This is a genomic window from Brevibacillus brevis (genome assembly GCF_001039275.2).
Classification (GTDB): domain Bacteria; phylum Bacillota; class Bacilli; order Brevibacillales; family Brevibacillaceae; genus Brevibacillus; species Brevibacillus brevis_C.
In genome coordinates, this window is sequence record NZ_CP030117.1 from 6,410,290 (window position 1) to 6,436,455 (window position 26,166).

General features: G+C 46.3%; 29 protein-coding genes. 4 read left to right on the forward strand and 25 right to left on the reverse strand.

What is annotated here, in order from left to right; genetic code table 11:
• Positions 1–227 precede the first annotated feature (227 nt).
• Positions 228–1,724: a LysM peptidoglycan-binding domain-containing M23 family metallopeptidase gene (locus AB432_RS30250; RefSeq protein ID WP_048035466.1), complete on the reverse strand. Its 1,497-nt coding sequence runs from the start codon at positions 1,722–1,724 to the stop codon at positions 228–230.
• Between the two features lie 173 nt (positions 1,725–1,897).
• Here AB432_RS30250 and AB432_RS30255 point away from each other — a divergent pair, with 173 nt between their 5' ends.
• Positions 1,898–2,353, forward strand: a complete 456-nt coding sequence (locus tag AB432_RS30255; protein ID WP_082196027.1) for a hypothetical protein — start codon at positions 1,898–1,900, stop codon at positions 2,351–2,353.
• Positions 2,354–2,419: 66 nt separating this feature from the next.
• Here AB432_RS30255 and AB432_RS30260 read toward each other — a convergent pair whose 3' ends face one another.
• The 10 genes from AB432_RS30260 to ychF form a co-directional block, all read right to left on the reverse strand.
• Positions 2,420–2,635, reverse strand: coding sequence for a hypothetical protein (locus tag AB432_RS30260; RefSeq protein WP_007720197.1), 216 nt, complete (start codon positions 2,633–2,635; stop codon positions 2,420–2,422).
• 131 nt (positions 2,636–2,766) lie between these two features.
• Positions 2,767–4,053, reverse strand: coding sequence for an adenylosuccinate synthase (locus AB432_RS30265; RefSeq protein WP_048035468.1), 1,287 nt, complete (start codon positions 4,051–4,053; stop codon positions 2,767–2,769).
• Positions 4,054–4,234: 181 nt separating this feature from the next.
• Positions 4,235–5,584 carry a replicative DNA helicase gene (gene dnaB / locus AB432_RS30270; protein ID WP_048035469.1) on the reverse strand — a complete coding sequence of 450 codons (1,350 nt, stop codon included), beginning with the start codon at positions 5,582–5,584 and terminating at the stop codon, positions 4,235–4,237.
• 24 nt (positions 5,585–5,608) lie between these two features.
• The gene (gene rplI / locus AB432_RS30275; RefSeq protein WP_017246819.1) at positions 5,609–6,052 is read right to left on the reverse strand and encodes a 50S ribosomal protein L9; all 444 of its coding nucleotides are present in this window, start codon (positions 6,050–6,052) and stop codon (positions 5,609–5,611) included.
• A 26-nt stretch (positions 6,053–6,078) separates the two neighbouring features.
• Positions 6,079–8,016, reverse strand: coding sequence for a DHH family phosphoesterase (locus AB432_RS30280; RefSeq protein ID WP_048035470.1), 1,938 nt, complete (start codon positions 8,014–8,016; stop codon positions 6,079–6,081).
• A 4-nt stretch (positions 8,017–8,020) separates the two neighbouring features.
• Positions 8,021–8,929 carry a DUF2232 domain-containing protein gene (locus AB432_RS30285; protein WP_048035471.1) on the reverse strand — a complete coding sequence of 303 codons (909 nt, stop codon included), beginning with the start codon at positions 8,927–8,929 and terminating at the stop codon, positions 8,021–8,023.
• 101 nt (positions 8,930–9,030) lie between these two features.
• Positions 9,031–9,261: a 30S ribosomal protein S18 gene (gene rpsR, locus AB432_RS30290; protein WP_016739387.1), complete on the reverse strand. Its 231-nt coding sequence runs from the start codon at positions 9,259–9,261 to the stop codon at positions 9,031–9,033.
• A gap of 40 nt (positions 9,262–9,301) precedes the next feature.
• On the reverse strand, positions 9,302–9,781 hold the full coding sequence (locus AB432_RS30295; protein ID WP_016739386.1) for a single-stranded DNA-binding protein: 480 nt from the start codon (positions 9,779–9,781) through the stop codon (positions 9,302–9,304).
• Between the two features lie 29 nt (positions 9,782–9,810).
• Positions 9,811–10,098 (reverse strand): 30S ribosomal protein S6, encoded by a 288-nt coding sequence (gene rpsF / locus AB432_RS30300; protein ID WP_007720183.1) that lies wholly within the window; start codon positions 10,096–10,098, stop codon positions 9,811–9,813.
• 143 nt (positions 10,099–10,241) lie between these two features.
• Positions 10,242–11,342: a redox-regulated ATPase YchF gene (ychF, locus tag AB432_RS30305; RefSeq protein ID WP_015894083.1), complete on the reverse strand. Its 1,101-nt coding sequence runs from the start codon at positions 11,340–11,342 to the stop codon at positions 10,242–10,244.
• A 214-nt stretch (positions 11,343–11,556) separates the two neighbouring features.
• Here ychF and AB432_RS30310 point away from each other — a divergent pair, with 214 nt between their 5' ends.
• Positions 11,557–12,180, forward strand: a complete 624-nt coding sequence (locus tag AB432_RS30310) for an NAD(P)-dependent oxidoreductase (protein ID WP_048035472.1) — start codon at positions 11,557–11,559, stop codon at positions 12,178–12,180.
• 66 nt (positions 12,181–12,246) lie between these two features.
• On the opposite strand, the gene pepF is transcribed toward AB432_RS30310, so the two are convergent.
• A complete protein-coding gene (pepF, locus tag AB432_RS30315; RefSeq protein ID WP_048035473.1) occupies positions 12,247–14,157 on the reverse strand; it encodes an oligoendopeptidase F in 1,911 nt (636 codons plus the stop codon).
• Between the two features lie 357 nt (positions 14,158–14,514).
• Between pepF and AB432_RS30320 the strand changes: the two genes are divergently transcribed.
• On the forward strand, positions 14,515–14,601 hold the full coding sequence (locus AB432_RS30320) for a YjcZ family sporulation protein (RefSeq protein WP_017246824.1): 87 nt from the start codon (positions 14,515–14,517) through the stop codon (positions 14,599–14,601).
• 219 nt (positions 14,602–14,820) lie between these two features.
• On the opposite strand, the gene AB432_RS30325 is transcribed toward AB432_RS30320, so the two are convergent.
• From AB432_RS30325 to AB432_RS30340, 4 genes are all read right to left on the reverse strand, one after another.
• A complete protein-coding gene (locus tag AB432_RS30325) occupies positions 14,821–15,600 on the reverse strand; it encodes an Ig-like domain-containing domain (protein ID WP_048035474.1) in 780 nt (259 codons plus the stop codon).
• A 114-nt stretch (positions 15,601–15,714) separates the two neighbouring features.
• A complete protein-coding gene (locus AB432_RS30330) occupies positions 15,715–15,924 on the reverse strand; it encodes a DUF951 domain-containing protein (protein WP_007720174.1) in 210 nt (69 codons plus the stop codon).
• Positions 15,925–15,939: 15 nt separating this feature from the next.
• On the reverse strand, positions 15,940–16,815 hold the full coding sequence (locus AB432_RS30335; RefSeq protein ID WP_048035475.1) for a mechanosensitive ion channel family protein: 876 nt from the start codon (positions 16,813–16,815) through the stop codon (positions 15,940–15,942).
• The gene (locus AB432_RS30340; protein ID WP_048035476.1) at positions 16,812–17,093 is read right to left on the reverse strand and encodes a putative Se/S carrier protein; all 282 of its coding nucleotides are present in this window, start codon (positions 17,091–17,093) and stop codon (positions 16,812–16,814) included. The genes AB432_RS30335 and AB432_RS30340 overlap by 4 nt, the downstream gene beginning before the upstream one ends.
• A gap of 214 nt (positions 17,094–17,307) precedes the next feature.
• On the opposite strand from AB432_RS30340, the gene yyaC reads away from it, so the two are divergent.
• A complete protein-coding gene (yyaC, locus tag AB432_RS30345; RefSeq protein ID WP_048035477.1) occupies positions 17,308–17,913 on the forward strand; it encodes a spore protease YyaC in 606 nt (201 codons plus the stop codon).
• Between the two features lie 91 nt (positions 17,914–18,004).
• Here yyaC and AB432_RS30350 read toward each other — a convergent pair whose 3' ends face one another.
• The 9 genes from AB432_RS30350 to rsmG form a co-directional block, all read right to left on the reverse strand.
• Positions 18,005–18,904, reverse strand: coding sequence for a diacylglycerol/lipid kinase family protein (locus AB432_RS30350; protein WP_048036014.1), 900 nt, complete (start codon positions 18,902–18,904; stop codon positions 18,005–18,007).
• A gap of 168 nt (positions 18,905–19,072) precedes the next feature.
• Positions 19,073–19,786 carry a DUF554 domain-containing protein gene (locus tag AB432_RS30355; RefSeq protein WP_048035478.1) on the reverse strand — a complete coding sequence of 238 codons (714 nt, stop codon included), beginning with the start codon at positions 19,784–19,786 and terminating at the stop codon, positions 19,073–19,075.
• A gap of 30 nt (positions 19,787–19,816) precedes the next feature.
• Positions 19,817–20,971: an aminotransferase class V-fold PLP-dependent enzyme gene (locus tag AB432_RS30360; RefSeq protein WP_048035479.1), complete on the reverse strand. Its 1,155-nt coding sequence runs from the start codon at positions 20,969–20,971 to the stop codon at positions 19,817–19,819.
• 15 nt (positions 20,972–20,986) lie between these two features.
• A complete protein-coding gene (locus tag AB432_RS30365) occupies positions 20,987–21,832 on the reverse strand; it encodes a ParB/RepB/Spo0J family partition protein (RefSeq protein WP_048035480.1) in 846 nt (281 codons plus the stop codon).
• Positions 21,829–22,587, reverse strand: coding sequence for a ParA family protein (locus AB432_RS30370; protein WP_015894094.1), 759 nt, complete (start codon positions 22,585–22,587; stop codon positions 21,829–21,831). Before AB432_RS30370 ends, AB432_RS30365 begins: the two co-directional genes overlap by 4 nt.
• Positions 22,588–23,091: 504 nt before the next feature.
• Positions 23,092–23,946: a nucleoid occlusion protein gene (noc, locus tag AB432_RS30375; RefSeq protein ID WP_048035481.1), complete on the reverse strand. Its 855-nt coding sequence runs from the start codon at positions 23,944–23,946 to the stop codon at positions 23,092–23,094.
• 634 nt (positions 23,947–24,580) lie between these two features.
• Complete coding sequence (locus AB432_RS30385; protein ID WP_235617585.1) at positions 24,581–24,883, reverse strand: MgtC/SapB family protein; 303 nt, start codon at positions 24,881–24,883, stop codon at positions 24,581–24,583.
• 189 nt (positions 24,884–25,072) lie between these two features.
• Entirely contained in the window at positions 25,073–25,279 is a 207-nt protein-coding gene (locus tag AB432_RS31385) for an MgtC/SapB family protein (protein ID WP_268811845.1), read from the reverse strand.
• 162 nt (positions 25,280–25,441) lie between these two features.
• Positions 25,442–26,158 carry a 16S rRNA (guanine(527)-N(7))-methyltransferase RsmG gene (gene rsmG, locus AB432_RS30395; protein WP_048035483.1) on the reverse strand — a complete coding sequence of 239 codons (717 nt, stop codon included), beginning with the start codon at positions 26,156–26,158 and terminating at the stop codon, positions 25,442–25,444.
• Positions 26,159–26,166: the final 8 nt, after the last annotated feature.

Consider the following 26,166-nt stretch of genomic DNA (forward strand, 5'->3'; position numbering starts at 1 on the left):
AAAAATAGTTCATTCAAAAAGTCGGCTTTTCAGCACCGAGAAAATGGCGAGAACCTCAAAAGACGACTTTTTGAACTTCCTGATCAAGGATTCCACTTTGACTGTCACTATTCCTCTACAATACACCATGTACGCCGTGTAAAGAAGGGCTTGGCATTCAATCCCTGCCAACAAAAAAAAGGGCCCCCCTCCTAAGAGTTGCCCTTTCCTTTCCAGAAATTACTTGTCTATTTTAAGTAACGAATCGGGTTTTGATTTCGTCCATTTTGTAGAACCTCAAAATGCAGGTGGACGCCGGTCGATTGTCCAGTAGAACCCTTTACGCCGATTTTCTTTCCTTGGCTAACGACATCGCCGACTTTCACATTAATGCTGCTCATGTGACCGTACAATGTCTTCATTCCATTGCCGTGGTCGATGATAACCGATTTTCCATAGTCACCATTCCAACCAGCGAATGTGACACGTCCATTGTCTGCCGCCATGACAGAACCAGCACCGGCAATATCAATTCCTTTGTGCATGCTACCCCAGCGTTTGCCGAAGCCGCTGCTGATATACCCACTAGCAGGCCAGCTCAAACGGCCTGTCCCGCGCGATGGAATTACTTTTGTACCGCGCTCCATAATTTTGGTTACAGGCTGCACAGTTACATCTTGTTTGATGACTTTGCGATTCACTACTTGTCCATTTTCTTTCACAACTTCGTACTTAACTGTTTTACTGCCGTTTTTACCTTCTTGTACGACCTTGGTTTCGCCTTTAGGAACCTTGTCATTGTTTTTAATTTGGGTATTAAAAGCAATAACCTCTTGTTGATCTACTTCTTCTTTGACTTGTACTGTAACCAGCGGACGCACCGCAGTTACATTGATTTCTTGTCCCAATTGAAGGACGGTATTTTCCGTAACACCTGGGTTGTTCGCGTAAATATCTTTTGACGTAATGCCGTATTTCTTCGCAATGCAACCGATGCAATCGCCTTCTACGACCGTGTGCTTCATATCCTTGAAGGTGCCTTTTACCAGCAACTCCTCCAGTTTATCGGCAGACAAAATTTGAGATGCATCGACTGTTTCGGTTTGCATCTCTACATTTTCTTTAAATGCAACTTCTTTTACCGGATTTGGTTTGACTGGGACTGTGGATGCTGCTGCTACAACAGCCTTTTTCCCAGTAGTTGCAGGAACTCCGGAATATCTTTGCTTCACTTCAGCCAGTACTTGATCAGCCGATTGCTGGTCTGGCATGTAACCTACCACTTTGCCGTCAATCGTCAGCTTAACGCCCTGAACCTTGATATCCGCTACGGACGCAAGAGCTTGTACAGCGGCATCATTATTGAACGGTGCCTTGAATTCACGCTCTTCTTCGAATGTGATATAGTCAGCCAATTGCAAGTTGAGGCCTGTTTTTGCCTTTTCCTCTTCCAGCTTGGATGCTGTCCAGTTATGTATCACATTTGGATCATTTACCACGCCAATCTCTTTGCCGTTCACACTGACATGGTAGACAGAATTGACATTGCTTGTGTAATAGTATTGTGCAGATGCTCCAGCAGCAATCGTCAAAACTAGACCTGCCGCAATTGAAAGCGATTGTTTTTTATGCGACTGGATATAAGAGCTTGTACGTTTCATTGTACGTTTCGCCAGATCACTGCAATCCCGAACGATTCGTGATGACCGTTCTTGCAGCTTGGCCTTCCATTCCGACCAATGCATAACTTGTCCCTCCTGAAAACAGATACAACTTGCTCGTTCCATTTCCTGAAAATTTTTAATTTATTGACTAGGTCGTAAATCCCATAATTTAGTTTCCATTAATCTGCCAAATTGCCTAAAGAAACCAACTATGTCGACTTTACCATAAGAATAACGACAACATCAAGTGTAAATTGCTGTCGAATAAAAAAATAGACACAGAGTCACTATATGTACAAACAATTGGTAGCATTTATCATATCTGGAGGCTGATATACGTGAAGGAACGTAATATTCTTGCAGGATTTCGCACCGAAGATGATGCCGAAAAAGCAGAACAAGCACTTCGACAAGCTGGTTTTTCTATCATTCAGATCGACAGAATCGGACAATTCCCAGGTGACGGGAATGAACAAATCCTGAACCCTATATCCGGAGATTTTCCCAGCTTGGGCAACCTTACCCTGGCAGGTGACTTCCCAAGCGGCAGGGATGCAAGCGTCATGGCCGCAGTAGATCCAGACGCCAGCGGCATGGCTGATCGGGGCGATGACAATTTGAATCGCAGTGTCTTGTTAACGGCAGTCGTACCAGAGGAACAAGGTGACCTTGCGACTGAGATCATCCGATCGTATGGAGGCACGATCTAAAATAAATATAGCCATCTTCCTAAATGACTAGGAAAGATGGCTTATTTCGTTATGGACATCTGTGACTCACACCTCTTGCATCGAGGTAACGTCTTTTAACGCAAGTCTGCGTATTTTCGTTTTCTCGGCGTCATTTGGTTGTTTGTATGTGGTGATAAAGCATAGGTAGCCATTGTTGAAATGAGTCATGGTTCCCTTGATGACGACGCCATTGATCATCTTTACCTGTACATTTTTGCCCAGCAGCTTCATGGCCTTTTGGTCAAATCCAAAACCCATCATCACTTTTCACCTCTCCATTTCTCCCTATGTCTATCCATATGCCCAGAGGGTGTCGTTTCGTGTCTGTCCCTTGCAAAAAAAAGAAAGCTGCCGAATGCTCGACAGCTTTCTTCTATTATATAGTCGATAGCTTATCCGTAAATGCCACGAACAACAACCGTTTGCTCACGATCTGGTCCTACGGAGAAGATCGACATTGGGATACCAGTAAGTTGTGTGATGCGCTCAATGTAGTGACGAGCGTTTTCTGGCAAGTCGTTTAGATTGCGAACACCGGTGATATCCTCAGTCCAACCTGGCAGCTCCTCATAAACTGGCTCACATTTCGCCAGCAGGTTGAGGTTCGCCGGGAACGACTCGATAACTTCTCCATTGTATTTGTACGCTGTGCAAATACGCAGTGTCTCAATGCCAGACAATGTATCCAGCTTGGTGATCGCCAAACCGGTAATACCGCTGACACGACGAGCATGACGAACAACTACACTGTCGAACCAGCCTACACGGCGAGGACGACCTGTTGTTGTACCATATTCGAAGCCAACCTCACGAATATGGTCGCCAGTTGCATCAGTCAGCTCAGTCAGGAACGGACCGTCACCTACACGCGTGGTGTAAGCTTTTGCCACCCCGATTACTTGGTGGATCTTGGTTGGTCCAACACCAGAACCGATAGTCACACCACCCGCAATTGGGTTGGAGGACGTTACGTAAGGATACGTACCTTGGTCAATATCGAGCAATACGCCTTGTGCACCTTCAAACAATACGCGGTTGCCGCTATCAATGGAATCATTGAGGACAACAGATGTATCGGTTACGTAAGGACGAATGATTTCTGCCAGAGCCAAGTATTCATCCAGAATTTCTTGAAGCTCAAAGCCAGTTGTGTTGTACAGCTTCTCCAGCAGCATGTTTTTCTCTGCCAGGTTGCGCTCTAGCTTGCGAGCAAACTCTTCGCGATCCAACAAATCAGCGATACGAATACCGATACGCGCAGCTTTATCCATGTAAGCAGGTCCGATACCTTTACGGGTCGTACCAATTTTGTTAGCACCGCGGCTATCTTCCTCTACGCCATCCAGCTTGATGTGGTAAGGCAGAATCACATGCGCGCGATCACTGATTTTCAAATTGCTTGTAGAAAAACCGAAGCTGTGAATGTACTCCAGCTCTTTTACCAATGCTTTCGGATCGATTACCATACCGTTTCCGATTACGCAGGTCTTGTCACTATAAAAAATTCCGGATGGAATCAAATGCAGCTTATACTTGTTACCATCAAAAATAATGGTATGGCCTGCGTTGTTACCGCCTTGATAACGAGCCACTACCTCTGCACTTTCAGCTAGATAGTCTGTAATTTTACCTTTACCTTCATCGCCCCACTGGGTTCCGACGACAACGACTGTTGACATCGAAAAACACCTCCTGATATTATCATGTCTTTTCGGGCCTGAAACAATCTAAGTTTACTAAACGAGACTCCCCGTGTCAACGCTAAATACGAACATTCATATAGTTAGTTCTTAATATGTTCGGCAATTCAATATAGAAAAAAAAGCCGGAATTTCTCCGGCTTTTCTTCCATTCGAACTATTAACCTGCTTGATTCCGAAAGCGATGATCCAAGTTAACGAATTTGTTGAATTCTTTCAGGAACGCCAACTCCACCGTTCCGGTCGGGCCGTTACGCTGTTTGGCGATAATGACTTCGATGACATTCTTGTTTTCTGATTCCTTGTCATAGTAGTCATCACGGTACAAAAAGGCCACGATATCGGCGTCCTGCTCAATCGACCCTGACTCACGAATATCGGACATCATCGGTCGCTTGTCCTGCCGTTGCTCTACACCACGGCTCAACTGCGACAGGGCGATAACCGGCACGTTCAGCTCACGCGCGATCCCTTTTAGCGTACGAGAGATCTCAGATACTTCCTGCTGACGGTTATCTCCTTTGCCTCGTCCATGAATCAACTGAAGGTAATCGATCAGGATCAAGCCCAAGCCCTTCTCTGTTTGAAGGCGACGGCATTTCGCCCGGATGTCCTGTACAGTAACCCCAGGTGAATCATCGATGTAAATCGGCGCTTTCGCCAGCGTACCGATTGCCATCGTCAGCTTTTGCCAATCGTCTTCCTCCAGTGTACCGGAACGCATCCGGGACGCATCCAGATTGCCCTCCGCACAAATCATACGCTGAACCAGCTGAGAAGCACCCATCTCCAAGGAGAAGATGGCTACGGTCTCACCTGCACGGGCTGCTACGTTTTGCGCGAGATTCAAGGCAAAAGCCGTCTTCCCTACGGAAGGACGGGCTGCCAAGATAATAAGGTCACTGCGCTGCAATCCTGCTGTCATCTTGTCCAAATCCGTATAACCCGTAGAAATCCCCGTAATATCACCGCGTCGCTGACTTAAAAACTCAATTCGCTCGTACGTTTCCAGAAGGGCATCACGAATCGGTGTAAAACCGCCACTGTTGCGATTTTGGCCGATCTCCATGATATACTTCTCCGCATCCGCGATGATCTGCGTGACATCATCCTCACGGGAGTATCCGTCATTGGCAATCTTGGTAGCTGTATGAATCAATCGCCGAAGCAGCGATTTTTCTTCTACAATTTTTGCGTAGTATTCGATATTGGCAGCCGTTGGAACTGAACTGGCGATTTCCGTGAGATACGTAACCCCGCCGACCTCATCCAGCAGCTTGTGGTCCTGTAGATCCGCTGTAACCGTAACCAGATCGACCGGTTCGCCTTTTTCATACAGGTCCACCATCGTTTGAAAGATGCGCTGATGCGCTGTCTTGTAAAAATCCTCCGGACGGAGAATCTCAATGGCCGTGATTAAAGCTTCCTTAGACAAGAACACGGCACCCAGTACCGATTGTTCCGCTTCCTTGTTCTGTGGCGGCACACGATCCAAAAACAGGTCGCTCACGTCACACCCCCCACAATTGAGACATTATTCTTCCACAACGTGTACTTTCAGAGTCACGGTTACTTCGTTGTGCAGTTTTACTTTGATTTGCGTCACGCCCAAAGCACGGATTGCATCCATTTCGAGCTTACGCTTGTCTACTTTGATTTTATACTGATCTTCCAGCGCTTGCGCTACTTGTTTGCTGGAAATTGCACCGAACAAGCGACCACCTTCGCCTGCTTTTCCTACTACTTTCACTGTCAGCTCTTCCAGCTTTTTGCCCAGCTCCTGAGCATCCAGCTTTTCTTGTTCCTTGCGCTTATCTTCGCTGCGCTTTTGAGCGTCGAGCGTTTTCACGTTGCTATCTGTCGCTTCTTTTACCAGCTTCTTTGGCAACAAGAAGTTGCGTACATAGCCCTCTGACAAATCCTTCACTTCGCCTTTTTTCCCTTGGCCTTTTACATCTTGAAGAAAAATGACTTTCATCATCGTTTCCCCCTTTATATTTTGGCCTATACGACCGAGTCAATCGCTTCTTTCAAACGACGTGTAGCTTCTTTAATTGATATGCCTTGAATTTGTGTGGCAGCACCCGTGAGGTGACCGCCTCCACCCAGCAGTTCCATGATGGACTGAACATTGATGTCGCCCAGAGAACGCCCACTGATCAAGATCGTATCATCGGATCGCTCTGCAACAACAAACGACGCCTGGATACCTGACAAAGTGAGTAGCTGCTCAGCAGCTTGCGCCACCTGTACCTGGGTGTAATCCTCAGACGGGTCGCCTACGGCAATCGCCATGTTGTCGCGGTACGTTTCCGTGTTCATGATGATTTTTGCCCGCTTCACATACTGCCCCAGATCTTCCTTCAACAGACGCTGGACAGCCGCGGTATCGGCCCCGTTACGGCGAAGGAAAGACGCCGCTTCAAAGGTCCGCGAACCTGTACGGAAGGCAAAGCTTTTGGTATCTACCACAATCCCTGCTAACAGTGCCGTTGCAATCAGATTGTCGATATTCAATCGCTCGCTCTGATATTGCAAGAGCTCCGTAACCAGCTCGGCTGTAGAAGAAGCATATGGTTCCAGATACAAGAGTACTGGCTCAATGAACTCCTCCGAACGTCGATGGTGGTCAATCACCACAATTCGGCTCGTTTCTGTCAACAGCTTCGGCTCAATCACCAGCGATGGTCGATGTGTATCGACGACTACCAGCAATGTGCGGCCAGAGATGAGTCGGATCGCCTGTTCTGGCGTGATAAAGGTCTCAGCCAACTCTTCGTTGGCATAAATCTCTTTCATCAGACGCTCGACAGAATGATTGCCTTCGTCCATGACGATATAAGCCGTTTTGTTGTGCAACTGCACAGCCTTCAATACACCAAGTGATGCCCCGATGGAATCCATGTCAGGCTGTTTATGCCCCATGACGATGACGTGCTCCGCCTCATGAATGAGATCACGCAAAGCATGTGCAATAACACGAGCCCGGACACGTGTCCGCTTCTCCACCGCATTCGATTTCCCACCGTAGAAAGTGAGCTTGTTGCCAATCTTGACAGCGCACTGGTCGCCACCGCGCCCCAATGCGATATCCAAGCTTGATTGTGCCATTTGTCCCAGCTCAATGTAAGTGGTAGCGGCCGCTCCAACCCCGATACTGAGCGTAATCGGAATTTTGTTGTCAGCCGTCATCTCCCGAACTACATCGAGAATGTCAAATCGCGATTCTTCCAATTTATCAAGTGCTTCCCGTTCCATCAGAGCCAAAAACTTGTCGGCCGTGATTCGGCGAAGATATATGCCATGTTTGTTGGCCCACTCTGTAATCACACCAGCCACGCTTGTAGAGAGCAGCGTACGGCTCTGATCATCCATGACTTGTCCGACCTCGTCCAAATTGTCGAGGTGAATAATGGCAAGTGCAGCCTTTTCTCGATGGTAACGAGTCGTCAATTCTTTGAAGTCCGTAATGTCCTTGAAATACAAAAGACGCTCATCGGACCGCACAATGACCTCGTATACCCGCTCGTTATAAGTAAACTCCAGCCGTTTTTGCTCCGGCTTCCAAACCAGTTGGGGGAATACCTCTTGAAGGCTTTTCCCGATCATGGATTCATCCCCGGACATATGCGTCATATACGGGTTTACCCACTCAATTGCCTTTTCCTCGTTGTATAAAAGAATTCCGATCGGCAGTTCCTGGATAACGCCTTCTCCCGCCTTCTTCACGCGATGGGTGACCGTCGCCAAATAAAGGCGCAAGTCTCTTTGGAACCCCTTTTCTGCTTGAAGAGCGTAAAGAACCAAGCCAATCAAGCAAATCATGCCGATCGCCCCGTACATCCAATGGAACAAGGTCAAAATCCCCAACAACAGCAAGCTAAAGCTGAGTGCCAGGACCATATGCATCCCGTACCAACGCTTTAACAGGAACTTGGGCATTTCCTCAGCCCCTCTTCACTCTTGTTTCCAGTTTTTCACGCAAACGAATTCCTAGGTCAAATATCCCTACTAGACTAAGTATAGTACTTAGGGGTGGAAAAATAAATAGACAGACAATGAGCACGGGAGTCAGTCTCTTCCAGCCGTACAAATAGGCAGCAAATAGACAAAAACTCAAGCCCTGCAAAACAAAAATAACATCCAGCATGACTTTCAGGTTCATCAGGGCGATTTCCCAAAACGTTCCCTGCATGCTTTCAGCAAACAACAATAGACTGATCATCGCAATGAAGTAGTAATAAATCAACGAACGCGGGAAGTTCCATTCCCGAATTGGCTTCAATGCTGGAATCGGTCTGCGCAGACGTCGTCCAATCAGACTCGCCAATCCATGAATAATGGCGGTCGATAAAAAGCTGAACATGACAAAACTCGTAGGCAAGACGATTTTACCCAGTTCAAGGAGCTGATCAAACTGCTCTTTTGGCATCATTGCTGGACGCAGCTTAGCAACCTCTTGAATCATGGCATTAAAATCAACGTTCATCCCGAATGCCATGAATGCCAGCATGGAAACGACACTCAAAAAGGCAACGCCTGCCCCTGCCACAATCGCCGGAAGAGCCGCTCCTTTTTTCGCATAAACAATCCCCATGACTGAACCCCAAACCGCACTCGAAAAAGCAAGTGTTGCCGCAAACGGACCAGTAACGATCCAGCCCAAAAACGTAAAAGCAAGGGTGATCCAAACCATGTTAGGTACTGTTCGATTTACTGCCAAAAGGATAAAAGGCAGAGGTATCAAGAAACTGACCAGTCCTCCCAGTACCGTATATGTACTGAGAAACAGCAGCACCAGTGCGATACCCAGCATAAGGGCATTTTCAGCCAAGTGTTTCGTTTTGGACGGCATGTCAGCACCTCATTATTCATGTCTCATGTACACTCTCCATAGAAAACTATGGAAAAAAGAGGGCCACGCAATTGTGCCCCCCTTTTTATAGCTTTTGCAACTTATTCAGCAGTGTAAGGCAACAGTGCTACTTGACGGGATCGCTTGATCGCGATTGTCAGTGCACGTTGATACTTCGCAGAAGTACCAGTTACACGACGTGGCAAGATTTTGCCGCGTTCGCTGATGAACTTTTTCAGCAAGTCAACATCTTTATAATCGATGTGCTTGATTTTGTTCACTTTAAAGAAGCATACTTTACGACGCTTATTAGGACGTCCTTTGCGTGCCATGATAGTCCCTCCCTCTTAGGAATGTGAAAGTTATACGATACTAGAACGGCAAGTCATCATCTGAAATGTTGATCGGCTTGCCTGCACTCGCGAAAGGATCACCAAACGGATCATAGTCATTATTTCGTTGACCGGATGGTTTGTTACCGCCACCCATGCCCGGTCCTGGATCGTATCCTGAATTGTCTCCGCCGGATTCATTACCTCGACCGCCCAAAAATTGAACGTTCTCCGCAACGACTTCCGTCACGTATACCTTTTTACCTTCTTTATTATCATAGGAGCGTGTTTGCATACGTCCTTCGATGGCTGCTTGTCTACCTTTACGCAAATAGCTTGCGCACAGGTCGGCAAGTTTTTGCCAAGCGACAATGTTAATGAAGTCCGTTTCTCTCTCTCCCGCTTGATTGGTGCGGGGACGATTCACGGCCACAGTAAAAGTAGCAACGGCAACGCCATTTGGCGTGTAGCGAAGTTCAGGATCTTTCGTCAGGTTGCCGATGAGAATGACTTTATTCATCTTGGTTCCCCCTCTGATCGCGACAATGATTACTTCTCATCACGAACAAACATAAAGCGGATTACGTCGTCATTGATTTTCATCAGACGCTCAGCTTCCGCAACAGCATCGGAGTTCGCTTTGAAGTTCATCAAAACGTAGTAACCTTCACGGAACTTGTTGATCTCGTACGCAAGACGACGTTTACCCATTTCTTGAAGCTTAGAGATTTCGCCACCATAGTTAGTTACAACATCGCTGTAACGAGCTACATTGGATTTTACTTTCTCTTCTTCAAGGTCTGGACGCAATACATACATTACTTCGTATTGGCGCATACCTTTTCACCTCCTTATGGACTTTAGCGGCCCTGTTCGGGCAAGGAGCGAGTGCTAAAACGAAACGCACAAAACATGCACTCCATAAATACTCGCATTATCGTATTATAGCAAAACGCCTATAACGAATCAAGAATTTCGTACTAAACGTTGAAGCGGAAATGCATAACATCTCCATCTGCCACTACGTACTCTTTCCCTTCAAGACGGTACTTCCCACGTTCTCTGGCTACTGCTACGGAACCAGCATCTACCAGATGATCATAAGCAATCACTTCGGCACGAATGAATCCGCGTTCGAAATCGGTATGAATCACGCCTGCCGCACCTGGAGCCTTTGTACCCTGACGGATAGTCCATGCGCGAACTTCTTGTACACCTGCAGTGAAATAAGTTACTAATCCCAACAGTTTGTAAGCTGCACGAATCAAGCGATCGAGACCAGACTCAGTAAGTCCGAGCTCTTCCAAGAACATTTCTTTGTCCTCGCCCTCGAGCTCAGCGATTTCTGCTTCTACTTTCGCGCTGATCACAACCACTTCTGCACCTTCACTCGCTGCATGCTGACGAACTGTCTGCACATGCGGGTTGTTATCTGCATCGTTAATGCCGTCTTCCGCTACGTTGCACACGTACAGCATTGGCTTGATTGTCAGCAGATGCAAATCGCGAATCCATTTGCGCTCTTCGTCATCGAGTTCAACACTGCGAGCAGATTGACCCTCTTCAAATGCGGCTTTCAACTTCTCCAGCACGTCCAACTCTTGCTTGGATTCCTTGTCGCCGGATTTCACTTTGCGTGCAATGCGATCAATACGACGATCAACAGAGTCCAGGTCAGCAAAAATCAGCTCCAGGTTGATTGTCTCGATATCGCTCAAAGGATCCACACGACCTGCTACGTGCGTGATGTTCTCATCTTCAAAGCAACGTACAACATGTGCAATCGCGTCCACTTCACGGATGTGTCCGAGGAACTGGTTACCAAGACCCTCGCCTCTGCTCGCACCTTTTACCAAGCCAGCAATGTCCACGAATTCAAACGCTGTCGGAACTACCTTGTTCGGAACGACGATCTGTGTCAGCTTTTCCAGACGCTCGTCTGGCACCTCCACAATACCTACGTTAGGGTCAATCGTACAGAACGGATAGTTCGCCGATTCAGCACCCGCTTGTGTAATGGCATTAAACAATGTCGATTTCCCTACGTTTGGAAGACCGACGATCCCGCAAGAAGCACCCATCTATATACACTCCCTTATCATCATCCTGATATCCTTTTAAGTATATAGATTTGGTTTTCAGATTACAATTGTCTCCTTGTGGAAGCTTTTTTTACTTGTCTCCTCCTGTGCTCATCATAGCTTCAGGTGGTGGGACAAAAAAAGAAATGCTAGACTAGACAAACAGAATCTGTTTGCTACGGTAATAATGAAAGGTAACGAGGTGACTACAAAAATGAAGCTCTTACTTCTCGGTGCCACTGGTCGCGTAGGAAGCCATATCCTCGACTATGCATTAAAAGATGGGCATGAAATAACCGTTCTCGTTCGCTCCGCAGACAAGCTTCTTCATCTGCCTGCTGAAAATCTGCACGTTTTGACCGGAAATGTTCTCGATCAAAAAGATGTTGCTTCCGCCATGTGTGAAGTTGACGCGGTCATTAGCGCGCTTGGGACAGATAAAGCGACGACGTTATCTGAAGGAACTCCCTATATTATTGAAGCAATGAAGCGAGAAGGCGTTTCACGCATTATTACAGTGGGCACCGCCGGCATCTTGCAAAGCAGAGTTTCTCCTGACCTGCTCCGCTATCAATCCAGTGAGTCCAGACAAAAATTAACGCGTGCTGCCGAGGAACATCACAAGGCATACTCGCTCTTGGAACAGTCTGAGCTCGATTGGACCATTGTATGTCCGACTTATTTGCCTGATGGCGAGTATACGGGGATTTACCGGGTCGAAGCCCACCAGTTGCCTGTAGATGGGATGCAAATTTCCGTGCCCGATACGGCGGAGTTTACGTATCAGCAGCTTTCTAGTTCCGAATACATACATTCGCGAGTCGGCATTGCCTATTGATGCATACAGGAAAAAACAGGCTCCTATCCGTAATGGAAGGGAGCCTGTTTTGCTTCTGTCGTGTCTTTATTTCTCGTTCACCAGCTTTTCCAGCTCATTCAATGTCTCTTCGAAAATTTCCATGGCTTGCTCGATTGGCTGGGACGTGGACATGTCCACACCTGCTGCTTTCAGCACCTCGATTGGCGGAGCAGAGTTACCCGCTTCGAGGAAGTTTTTGCGAACTCGATCCACTGCTGGCTGACCTTCATCCATGATTTGCTTCGCTAATGCTTGTGCAGCGGCAAAGCTCGTCGAGTATTGATAGACGTAGTATTTATAGTTGTAGAAATGGCTCACACGTGCCCATTCCATACCGATTTCCTCATCGGAAACCATGTCTTTTCCGTAGTACTTTTTGTTGATATCGAGGTAGATTTTCTTGATCGCTTCCGCATTCAGAGATTCCCCAGCTTGCTCCTTCTCGTGAATCGCTCTCTCAAACTCCGCGAACTGCGTCTGACGGAACAGCGTGGAACGGAAGTTTTCCAGATAGTGATTCAAGAGATACATCTTCTCTTCCTTCGTCTTCGCCTTCGCGTACATGCTCTTGAACAGCAAGGTTTCATTCATGGTAGAAGCCACTTCTGCCGTGAAGATTGGATAGTTGGATGAAATGTAAGGCTGGTTTTTGTTCGTGTAATAGGACTGCATGGCATGTCCCATCTCATGGGCGATGGTATACACATCATCGAGCGTACCTTGGTGATTCAATAGTACATACGGATGTGTATCATAAGCACCCCATTGGTAAGCACCCGTGCGCTTGTCATCTGTGGAGTAGACATCTACCCAGCCGCCATCCAGGCCGTCAGACATTGCCTTCACATAGTCATCACCCATTACCTCTAACCCGTCAACTACAATTTTCTTTCCTTCGTCGAAGGAAATATATTTGTCATCAGATGGAACGATCGGCACGTAAATGTCGTACATGTGCAATTCCTTCACGCCAAGCATTTTCTTTTTCAAGGAAATGTAGCGATGCAGCAATGGCAAATTGTCATTCACCGTGTCAATCAGCTCATCATACACCTTCGTCGGTACGTTGTTCGGTGTCAGGCTAGCTTCCAGCGCAGAATCGTAATTGCGTACCGCTGCGTAGAAATTATCACCCTTTACTTTGGCAGCCAACGTCGATGCAAACGAGTCTTGGAAATCGATCAGAGCGCCATAGTACGCTTTGAACGCTTCTCTACGCACATTTTGATCTTTACTTTCCATATAGGAAATAAAATTGGCACGAGTCAACTGAACTTCCTTGCCTGTCTCATCTTTGATTTTAGGGAACCTCACGTCTTTGGACAGCATGCTGTAAATATTAGTCGGTGCACCGCCCAACGGAGACGATTTTGCCAAGAGCTGTTCCATATCCGCAGAGAGTGAGTACGGCTTCGTTCTCAGCATGTCTTCAATAAACAGCTTGTAAGGCTCCAGTTCCTTTTCGGACAGCAAGCTCTTTATTTTGTCATCGGAAATCGCAACGATTTCAGGCTGTACCCAAGAGGTTTTTTCCGTGACAAGCGTGTACATTTTCTCAGCGCGGTCTCCCAGCTTTTGCAGATCAGGGTTCGCGGAGTTTACATCGAGAGACATGTTTGCATACACGTATGCTTTGTCATTTAAGCGCATCAATTCAACATAGTCATCAAATGCCGCCTGCATTGCAGCAGAAGAAGTACCCAGCTTGCCTTGGTGCTTTGTGAAAGCGTTTGCCAAAGATTCAACTTTAGCAACATCCTTTTCCCATTCCTTAACAGTCGGATAAATATGATCCAGCTTCCACTTGTACGCATCTGGGATCTCAGCGCGAGTTTGATAAGAAGGCTTTTCAGCAGCAAGAGCTACCGCCTGCGTGCTGTAAGGAATGAATGGTACGGATACTGTCGACAATGCAATGGCCAAAGCCGTAACTGATGCAAATACTTGCTTCTTCAAATCTCAATCGCCCCTTTTCTTCTATCTATTTTTGCCAAATTTATAAGTGTGTAATTATATTTTCACCTGCCAAATTCCTTCTTACTAATAAAAATTTTTCAAATATTCAATAACAACCGTCAATTTATCCAGAGAAAATCTTCTTTTGTGGATAAATCTGTGGATAAGTATTTGCTAACAACTTTTTATTCCCTGCAACGTTTGCAGACACTCCTTCTCTTCGTAAAAAGTTGTCCACATTTTCTGTGGATATGCTGTGTATAACTTATTTTCTTTGGAACTGGGGCATCCGCCTATACCCCGTTGTGGGTTCCTACATAGCATGAGTATTGAAACTACGGTAGGAGGTGTTAGCAAGTGGGTATCTTTAACGGCTTCGACGATTTCGCGCTGATCTTGGTTCTGTTCATCCTTCTCGTTATCGTAGGTTGCGACTGCGACTAACCTACTCCGCTGCCATCCAGCCTATCTGAAGGTAAGCTTGCTTCCTCAGCATCCTTACCTTCTCCAATTCCACATAGATCATAGCCAAGGCAATGCAGCCTAGGGATAATGATCAGTCATAACCTAAGTACCATCACCGGGAGATACATTTGATCGTACAAAAGGAAAAAAGGATGCAGCCAATAGAGGCGCATCCTTTTTTTTACCCACATACTTGGACTATTTCGACCCGGTCTGAAAAGTTATCCACTGCGCTTGATTTACATTACCTGCTATGTCCTTAACCAAACCCGCAATGAGACTTACCTGATATCTCGTATGTGGCTGCCATTTTCCTTTTGGCTTCACAGACAGCATCCGCTTGCTTTTGTTCCACGTAATGGTATGCGGAACGATAGCACCTTTTTCATCTGTCACACGAACTAATGGCCCGGCCGTTTTGCTGGAGAGGACACCACCACCAACCAAAGCAATCTCTTCTGCAAACTGGAGTGTCACTTTATCCTGGAGCTTTACATTTTTGGCCCCGTGACCGGGCAATATGACTGCTTGTGGAGCAATATTATCCACAGGTTTTTTCGTTTGAAACGTGCTGGTTAGCTCTGGATTCAAATTGCCTCGCCGATCCTTCAGTTTTTTGGCCAACAAGCTTACTCGGTAGGACGCCCCTGCTTCCAGATTTCCTACCGGATCAATCGTCATACTTCTATCTGTTTGGTTCCATTTTGCCGTAAAACGAACCTTCTTTTTTTTCGCATCCGTGAGCGAAATGATCGAGAGACCAGACTTATCAGAGAGCTCTTGCCCACTTTTTAACGAAACTGGCCCCGAAAACGTCAGTGTAATGATTTGATCCGGGTCAATTTCCGCCGATTTGTTAGCCGGGGATATTCTCACTCCCCATTCGTTTGCCGACTTTGCCCACGCTCCCTGTGATGGAAGTAGGAAAAGCGCAAGCACTACTACCCATTGCAACCACCGAACACTCATCTTTTTCATCGAACCCCTCCCGTCTAAAACGACAAAGCCGCTTCCGGAAGCATATAAACGCGTCGCTTCATCGTTTACAGGCATTGTAGAAAAAGACAGATGGGTTGATCAAAGAAATATGGTCTATGCTTGCGGTTCTTCCTCCGCGCGAATCAGTATCTTTTTCAGCTTGCGTTCAAATTCTAGTCGCCCAATCATCACACTATGATCGCACCCCGTACATTTGATTCGTACATCCATGCCCATGCGTATGACCTTCCACGCATTCGTGCCACATGGATGTGGCTTTTTCATCTGTACGACATCCCCCAGTCCAAATTGCTTGCGTTCCATTTCTCTTTCTCCTCTCTACACTGTTCCCTTTCCAGACACCGCGACGATTTTTGGATACGGAATTTGAATGCCTCGGTTGGTTAATTCCGTTCTGATCTTCGCACGCAAATTTCGATTGACCCCGTGATGTGTGTTCGGCTTGCACTCAGCCGTAACCCGGATGATGACTTCGGAAGGTCCCAGTGCATGTACTCCCAAAATTTGCGGCTCAGCTACGATATCCGTCAATTCTGTTTGAGCCGATGCCAACACTTCTTTGAGCACAGACTCAACTTGATTCAGATCTTCTTCATACGCTACAGATACGTCAACAACCGCTAACGTATTTTGCAAAGAAAAGTTGGTCACTTGATTAATCGTACCATTTGGAAAGATGTGCACCTCACCCGTCCAGCTTCGCACCTTTGTAATGCGCAGACCAATCTCCTGTACCGTGCCCGTCAAATTGTTGATCGTTACGACGTCTCCGACAGCAAATTGGTCCTCAAAAATAATGAAGAATCCCGTAATGATATCACGCACGAGACTCTGCGCCCCGAAACCGACTGCCAGCCCCAGTACCCCTGCGCTTACCAAAACAGGACGCAAATCAATGCCCAACAGCTGCAAGATCATGAGAATCGCCAAAAAGTAAATGCCATACTGCACGACATTGTTGACAAGAACCCGCATCGTGTCTACTCGGCGTTGATCCATTTGAATCTTGCTTCCATGGCGGTGCTGGAACACTTTATTTACACCTGATTGCACAACGGAAACGACAATTCGCGATAACAGGATAATCGCTACGATTTTCAGTACAGCCATCCCTATATTTACCCACATATCTGCATCGGTCACATACGCATATACTTGGGCATAAATTCTCTCAAAAAAACCAGCCTGATTCATTCCTCCCGCTCCTTCTGCTCCCCGTTTTGGTCGACCTCGCTATACTGGCCAAAAAACTGACGGAAGTATCCTCGTATTACCACATGTTGCTCCATCATGATCGCTTTTGCTCGTGAGTAATCCGACAGTGGGAACTCAATGGAAAGGGCGCAGCCTGCCGTTATTTCTTTCGGCGTCGGTCTTGTATCGATCTCAATATCTTCGTACTCTAGCAGCATTTCTGCCCGCAAGGCTTGCTGCGTGGAATCAAACGCGATCAGAACTGTCTCTCCTCCCATTTCACTCCCCCTTATCTTTTTCACACAAACTGCTATAGGCTCCTCTTATTTTACCTGTTCGCTTTCATGCATGCCAGCCTCGCTGAGTTTTCAAAACCTACGTAACTTTCCCATTAGCAGGTATAAAAATGTCATATCGGTACGATACTGTGAATACTTTTATATAACCTTTTACAGGTTGGTTTAAGCCAAGTCGGCAAGAGTGGGGGTTTCCATGAGTACATCCGATAATCGCAAGGATTATTCTTTGCCACCTTTTAAAGTGGAATACCGCAGTGAAAACGCAGACGAGCACCTCGCCGGTCACCTTGCGCAGCGCTTTCGCTTAAATCGGTTCGATGACGACCTTGTCATTGTATGTATTGGGACAGACCGTTCTACTGGTGATGCTCTAGGCCCATTAGTAGGAACCAAGCTCATCGCACAGTCACCTCGTTTTTTGCAGGTGTACGGAACGCTTGAGGACCCTGTACACGCCATGAATCTTAAGGAAAAATTAGAGCTCATCCACGCGAATCATCCGACAGCTACACTCATTGCAGTCGATGCCTGTTTAGGTCAATTTAGCCACGTCGGAAACATCAATGTAATTAATGGTCCACTAAAACCAGGGGCCGGTGTAAAAAAAGAGCTGCCTCCTGTTGGTTGCTTCCACATTACCGGAATTGTCAACGTAGGAGGATTCATGGAGTATTTTGTCCTTCAAAATACCCGCCTCTCCATCGTCATGAACATGGCAGATATCATAGCTTCCGGACTGGCAAAAGCCGTAACACTGGCTTCTACGCCTAGTCGATTCGATAGTGTCTTATATGATTGACCGTTTTTCCCTGCAAAAGGTTCCATCCCTCTTTGGAAAACTTGCTTTTCGATCTGTTCTCTCCCTTAACGGATGACAGGTCTATTTTTTTTTATACAAAAATCGTCAGGCGCTTTTCGAGCACTTGGGCGCTAATCGGCGTTGGTGCTACGCTTTCTCCATCTGCATGGACAGGCAGTTGCCCTGCTGCTTGTATCGTTACCTGCTTGGCCCTATAAAAACGGACACCCGGATGATGACGGTGAGCTCCTGTGAATATTTTCGGAAAAGCAGCTAACAATCCGAGTCGACTCATACCACTTACTACGCAAATGTCCGCAATGCCGTCGTCCGGTTTAGCATCGGGACAGATCAGCATTCCGCCTCCGTAATTCGGAATATTGGCAGCAACAACTAGCCAAACAGCCTCTAAACGAGTCTCATGACCATCAACGTTCAGGACGATGTCACGTGGCTGATACGTACGTACGACGCGAATGACCGATATAATGTAGGCCAGCGCTCCGAGCTTGTACCGATTCAGCCAAGCTTTGTACACAGCTTGATCCGTTATCTTTGCTACCTGTGCATCGAATCCAGCCCCGATTGAATTCACAGCTACTTTTCCATTCAATAAAATCAGATCGATTCGCTTTTCCCCTTTTTCCGACAGAATTCGCTCTAATGCCTGTAACGGTTTCATCGGAATTCCATGCCCGCGAGCGAAATCATTCCCGGAACCAGCCGGCACCAATCCAAATCTGCATTCTTGATTCGATTCGTATATTCCGTTTATCACGCCTCGGACCGTTCCATCCCCTCCGACAGCAATGATTTTTTTTACTCCCTCTTTTTGAATCAGCTCTTTTGATAATTTTTCGGCGTCCCCCTCTCCTGATGTCAACCTGACATGAAAAGGCGCTCCTAGACGTCGTAGCGTCGGCTCAATTTGCCTCCATACGCTCAACCCTGTGCCATTGCCCGATACAGGATTGACGATTACACCAAACATCATCATTCTCTCCCCAACATGCTGTCGTACTTGTACTGTCCCGTCCCACTTATCCTTACTTGCTCGCAAATCAAGTTTTTGTATCATATTATCGCATGCAATTTTTATCGATGATAGTTGATTTTTCATAAAAAAAGACTCCTCCCGAAGGAAGAGTCTCTGTGCTACCTATGAAAACAGCTTTGAAATCCAGTCTATAAAGGGAACTCCCACTGCTGCGATCACTAATGCCGGCATCATGTTGGCTACCCTTATCTGTTTGATCTCCAAAACGTTTAACCCAATGGCAATAATCATCAAGCCACCTACCGCCGTTACTTCTACCAGGATGGCATCCAGCATCGTTTCGCTCACCACACTGTAAATGCTCGTAGATAATAACGCAATCATGCCTTGATATAAAAACACGGGCACTGCCGAAAAGATGACACCGATTCCTAGTGTTGATGCGAAAATGATCGCAGAGAATCCATCTAGCATTGCTTTCATAAACAGTACTTCGTGGTTGTTACGCAACCCACTGTCCAATGAACCGAGTACAGCCATGGCACCAATACAGTACACCAGCGTCCCCGTGATAAAACCAGTGGCGATACTGCCTTGGCTCCCCCCGACTTTCCTCTCCAGCCAGTGCCCCAGATTGTTTAGACCTTTTTCAATCCCAATCCATTCACCTAGTACTGTTCCTAGCACAATACTGATAATCACGAGTAAAAAATTATCCGAACCCAGGCACATTTTAATGCCCAATACGAATACGGCCAGAGCAATTCCTTGCATGACGGTTTGTCGCATCGACTCCGGAATTCGCTTCAACATTCTGCCTAACAATGCCCCTAAGATGATTGCTCCGGCGTTGACCAATGTTCCCAGCAAGATCACTTGCGCTGTCCCCCTACAGATGCCTAGCCTTTACACAAACGCTGCTGCTATTTCCCGAACAGCGTTATGAAGCGCTTCTACATCTTTCTCTGAGTTGAAAATTCCAAAGCTGGCTCGAACCGCTCCACGTTGTTCGGTACCGGCAGTCTGGTGACCCAGTGGCGTGCAATGAAAACCCGATCTGGTGGCAATCCCGTATTGTTGATCCAGGATAAACGACACCTCTGCTGCATCTACCTCTCCGATATTAAAAGCAACCACTCCTACACGTTCGGTCTCAAGCCCCGGTCCGTAGACATGTACTCCCTCGATTTGCTGCAACCCAATGATCGCTTGTTTCACCAATTCCCATTCGTGCTGACGAATGTTGTCCACACCTTTTTCCATGACAAAATCAACGCCTGCTTGCAGCCCTGCCAAACCAACTGTGTTGAGTGTCCCGCTTTCGTATCGGTCTGGACGAGTTGTTGGTTGATCGATCGCTTCAGACTGACTGCCTGTCCCCCCATGAATCAAGGGCTCGAGATCAATATGACTGCTCACGTACAAACCACCTGTACCTTGTGGACCATACAGCCCTTTGTGCCCAGGAAAAGCAAGCATATCAATATTCATTGCCTCTACATCGATAGGCAAAACACCCGCAGATTGAGAAGCATCTACCAAAAACGTAATTCCATGCTCTTTTGCCAGCTTTCCCAGTTCGGCTACAGGCAGGATGACACCTGTCAGATTGGAAGCATGACTCACAACGATTAACCGCGTCGCGGGCGTAATTGCCTTGGCAAAATCCTCTACATAGAATTGATGATCTTCTCTCGGCTCTACAAAAGTAGCTTCTACTTGGTTGTTTTTGCGCATGTACTCAATGGGACGTCTTACCGAATTATGCTCAACAGACGAAGAAATAACATGATCGCCTGCTTGTAAGAATCCTTTTATCGCCTGATTAAGCGCTTGAGTGGCATTGAGATAAAAAAAGAGGTTATTCGGGTTTTGAATCCCAAACAACCGCGACACTTGCACCCGTGTCCGAAACACTGCTTTACTCGCTTTCATCGCCAGTGCATGTCCACCTCGGCCAGGATTTGCAGCAAAATCCTCGATGACCTCTGCCATCATTTCTTTGACTGCTGGTGGCTTCGGCCATGTAGAAGCTGCGTTATCTAAATAGATGATCGCCATGACTACCTCCTGGACTTACTTCTCTATATTCAACATCTCGATGATTCGCTCCAAATCTTCCTGTGAATAGAAGTCAATTTCGATCTTGCCGCGCTTCGATCCTTTTTTAATCTTGACCGCTGTTCCAAAACGACTGCGTAGCCGTTCCTCCATCTCGATCAAAACTGGCTCGTTTTTCGCTGGCTTTTTCTTTTTTGTTTCACGTGAAACATTGAGCTGCTTCACAAGCTCTTCCAACTGACGAACACTCAAGCCTTTTTCCACCACGTCATTTGCAAGCTGTTGTTGTACTTTCTTATCCGTTACCCCAAGCAAAGCTCGCGAATGTCCCATAGATAGTTCCGCTGCCGAAACCATTTTTCGGATCTTCTCTGGAAGTTGCAGCAAACGCAGCATGTTGGCTACATGCGGTCGACTCTTCCCTATCTTTTGTGCTAGTTGTTCTTGCGTATAATCATGGTGGGAAATCAGCTTGTCGTAAGCCTCGGCCTCTTCGAGAGGATTCAGATTTTCCCGTTGCAAATTCTCAATCAGGGCAATCTCCATTAATTGCTGATCGGTGTACGCCTTTACTACTACCGGAACCTCTTTTAACCCCGCTACCTTTGCAGCGCGCAATCGTCTTTCCCCAGCTACCAGCTCGTAACCTTTGATGCTTTTCCGAACAATTAACGGTTGGATGATCCCATGCTCTTTGATCGACTGCGCTAGTTCCTCGATAGCTGATTGCTCGAATTCTTTCCGGGGCTGATAAGGGTTAGGACGAATCTCATTGATGGAAACCTCTTTTACCTGTTCCCCTTCTTCGATGAGATTGGAAGTAATAAGCGCATTCAGCCCTTTTCCCAATCCTCTACTCATACCCCTACCACTTCCTTCGCCAAATCAGTATAGACTTCCGCTCCTCGTGAGCGTGGATCGTACGTAATGATGGCTTGTCCGTGTGACGGTGCTTCGCTCAAGCGAACATTTCGAGGAATAATTGTTTTGTATACTTTGTCCTGAAAATACTTTTTCACTTCTTCAATCACTTGCAAACCGAGATTCGTACGTGCATCGAGCATCGTCAGCACGACACCTTCGATGGCAAGCTGTGAATTCAAGTGTTTTTGGACCAAACGAATGGTGTTCAACAGTTGGCTTAATCCCTCTAGCGCATAGTACTCACACTGGATTGGGATTAAGACAGAATCAGATGCTGTCAAAGAATTAACAGTCAAGATCCCTAAGGATGGCGGGCAATCGATGATGACATAATCGTACTTGTCCTTGACTACTTCCAGCGCCTTTTTCAGACGAACCTCACGAGAAATCGTAGGAACCAACTCGATTTCCGCACCTGCCAATTGGATGGTGGCAGGAATGATCATTAATCCTTCAATTTCAGTTGGCAAAGTCGCATCGACAGGGTTGATATCATTGATCAGGACATCATAAATGCAGTACTTAACATCTGCCTTATTTACCCCGATCCCACTGGTTGCATTTCCTTGCGGATCAATATCAACCAGCAGCACCTTTTTCCCCAATGCGGCCAAACAAGCGCTTAGATTGACGGACGTAGTCGTTTTCCCGACGCCGCCTTTCTGGTTCGCAACCGCAATGATTTTTCCCAACTTCTCCACCTCTTTTTTGTCGTGTAGGAAAGCTTGTGGCTTGACCAGTACACTCTCCAGTACGTCTTTCAAAGTCATCTTCTGTATCCTCATCTAGTTAGTCATTCGAGTCTATTTACGATTTGCTCGTATTCTTGTAAAACGATGATCTTTTATACGATTTCCTTCGTTCGCTGCCATTTAGCAACCTTTACATGGCCTGTACATGATAAGACGAAAAAGTCTCTACAAAGTTATCCTCATTTATTATCGAGTAAACCTGCAAGTATGCACAAGTTGGTACTCTCCATGTTATCAGATTTGCAGCTTGGTCGTACGCTGTTTTTTTTAGACAGTGGGACAAAAAAGCCTTATTTTTGTCTCAAAAATGCAGATTATCCCAGATTGTTATGAAAAATGCTTATTTCTGGAAATTAAAAGCTACCGAAAGCCTCATTTTCCTATAAATAATCAACATTTGCCCAAAAAGAAAGGCGACCTTGTCGCCCTTTTTGTTACCATCATTTATTTCCCTGTATCCTTGTTTTTCGGAATACGAATGGTGAATTGATAGAATTCATCAAGGTCTTCTTCCGCTGTCTCTACAGGTAGGCCCGTCTGGATCACCATATCGATCGATTGTCGAACGGTATTAATCGCAATCCGCGTATCTCTTGAAAATGCTTTCCAACGAGGCTTCGCATCTTTTTCCGATTTCGGGTTCTCAGCCAATTCTAGAAGCTGCTTCACGCGCACTTCCGTCTGTTTCACATTCCATTCCCGCTCCAAAATCTCCAGCAGGACTTTATTTTGTAATTCTGGATCTTTTAACGGAATCAAAGCTCTTGCATGACGCTCTGTTACTTGTCTGGACAATAATGCATCTTGAATTTCTTGCGGTAAATGGAGCAAGCGCAGTTTGTTTGCGATTGTCGATTGTCCTTTGCCCAAACGTTGAGCAAGACTCTCTTGCGTCAAATTATGCAAATCAATCAGCTTTTGATATGCGACTGCCTCTTCTATGGCTGTCAAACCTTCTCGTTGCAAATTCTCAATCAATGCGATAGAGGCTGTTTGCGAGTCATTAAACTCTTTGACAATCGCAGGAATCCTCTCCATGCCCAATTTTCTAGTTGCGCGCAAACGTCGTTCCCCAGCAATCAATTCATAACGACCATCGCGAACCCGCACGACAATCGGTTGAATGAGCCCATGAGTTCGTATCGTTTGACACAACTCATCAATTTTCTCGTCATCAAATACAGTACGAGGCTGATATGGATTCGGTACAATCTCCTCAACTGGTATTTGTTTGATTTCTTCATTATCTGTCTTGTCCGTCAAGCCAAAAATCCGAGAAAATGAATCTTTAACTGCCATAGAAAAATCCCCCACTTCTACCCGTTCCATCCGTGCTATTTTAAAGTCTTTGAAGAGGTGTTCAAAAAGTCATTTTTGATCACGAAGTAATCCTGAAAGATTGCGCAACAACGAAAGTGTTCACCTTGGAAATCCCGGTGCTCATGTAGCTCCTCTACATTCCGCTCCTCCTTCTTCAGCTTCTCGCCGCCTTCTTGGTGCTGAAAAGACAACTTTTTGAATACGTCCTAGAAACTGAAAAAGGTCCTGTCCAATCAACGACAGAATCTCCCTCGAAACATTTTGTATCCCTCGCCCATCCATTGTCCGGATATGACAGATTGAATATGTTCTTTGATTGTTGCTGCTAAGGAAAAATGGCATATTGGCGTCGTAAGTGAGTTCAGTCCTACTCTTTTTACATAGGTCCTCCTCTTACATCGTTAAAGACAGCATGCGTCTACTTTTAAAAAAGCTTCACAAGCCCTATCGTACATACTGCTTAACAGACTCTTCTTGCCCATCCGGTCGGTTTGTAAAATTGCCTTTGACCTAATCTTCTTTCCCTACACGCTTTCTTCAGGTTCATTTATATATATGTAATTCTGCAAGATTCGTCCAATTCCTGCTAACGAAAAACGTTTCACGTGAAACATCAATCATGATCTTCGACATAAAAATCGCGATCGTCACGGTGCTTTGGCCTCTCATCACTTCCGATACTCTCATCAGTAGGATGTGAAATCTTGGTGACAGAAAACAATCGAGGAAAAAGTCTATGAAAGTCTAATGTCAGGTACGAAAAAATCGCGGCAACGATCGCAGCGACATACATCCCTGCACTAAACATTAGACCAATGGCTGAAGCAACCCACATCCCTGCTGCTGTCGTCAAGCCTTTCACCGTACCATTGAATTTGATAATAGTTCCGGCTCCCAAAAATCCCACGCCCGTCACGACTTGTGCAGCTACCCTCCCAGGATCATGATTTACGCCACTCGAAGAAAAACCATATAAAAACTCCTATCGAAGTCTATTCATGGAGGAGCGACCGCGTTTTTGTGGAAAGTTTTACCGAGGTTATGCCAGATGCGGACGCTGAGGTACCTTGTTATGCGCTCCAAAAAGTTTAAACTTTCTTTCACGTTAAATGGAAGCTAGTCCAAAAAGACACGAACCAAAGCAAACGAGACTATACGTTCGAAAACCAGCACCTCTTTGCCTACTCACATCCTTTATAAATCTCTCTCGCTCCCATCCCATGATGGCACCTGCTAGAAAAGCAAGAAAGAGCCGAAGCAATATGGTCGGGAGTTCTGGCGGAAAAAAGGAGGAAAGTACTGCTGCTTGCATAGTCTAATCACCCTCTCATACGATGTCATTCTTTCGAAGGAGCTAGTACTATGTATATGCCAAGTTGTAGACTCCATGATTCAAGAAGCTAACCTGAGAGACTACTTTCAAAACAAAAAAAGGCCGCAGCACGTGGCTACGACCCTCTCTTATGACTGACTCCTACACTAACGGCTTTTTCGCAGGAACTCCTGCCTTGCGCGGATAACTTTTCGGAGTCGCTTCTATTTTTTCCATGATGACGATGTTACGCTCTCCCGCTTCCTCTAGAAGCTGGAATGTCTCGACCTTTCTCGTCTTTCCACCAAGCGTCTTGATTGCCTTTTTCGCTTCTGCAAGCTCTGGAGTAATCTCCGCTCCCTTGAGAGCGACGAAGTGTCCTCCAACTTTGGCAAAAGGAAGGCAGAACTCCGATAACAGATTGAGTCTCGCAACAGCACGTGCCACTACGAGATCAAATTTCTCCCGATAAACCGCTTCTTGCCCACGATCCTCAGCACGCCCATGTACGGGATTCACATTCTCCAGCCCCAGCTCCTGTGCTACATGTTGCAAAAAGCTCATACGCTTGTTCAGGGAATCAATGATCGTCATTTTCAGATGTGGGAAGCAAATTTTCAAAGGAATGCTCGGAAAGCCTGCGCCCCCACCGATATCTACAACTGATTGCACCTGGTCAAATGGGAAGTAAAAAGCTGGCGTAATCGAATCATAAAAATGCTTGTTGTACACTTGCCCCTCTTCGGTAATTCCCGTTAGATTCATTTTCTCATTCCATTCGACTAGCAGGCGGAAAAAATGATCAAACTGATCCTTTTGACGATCCGTCAAAGAAATCCCCTGGGCTGCAAGTACCTCGGCAAACTGTTCTTTCGTCATAGCTTTTC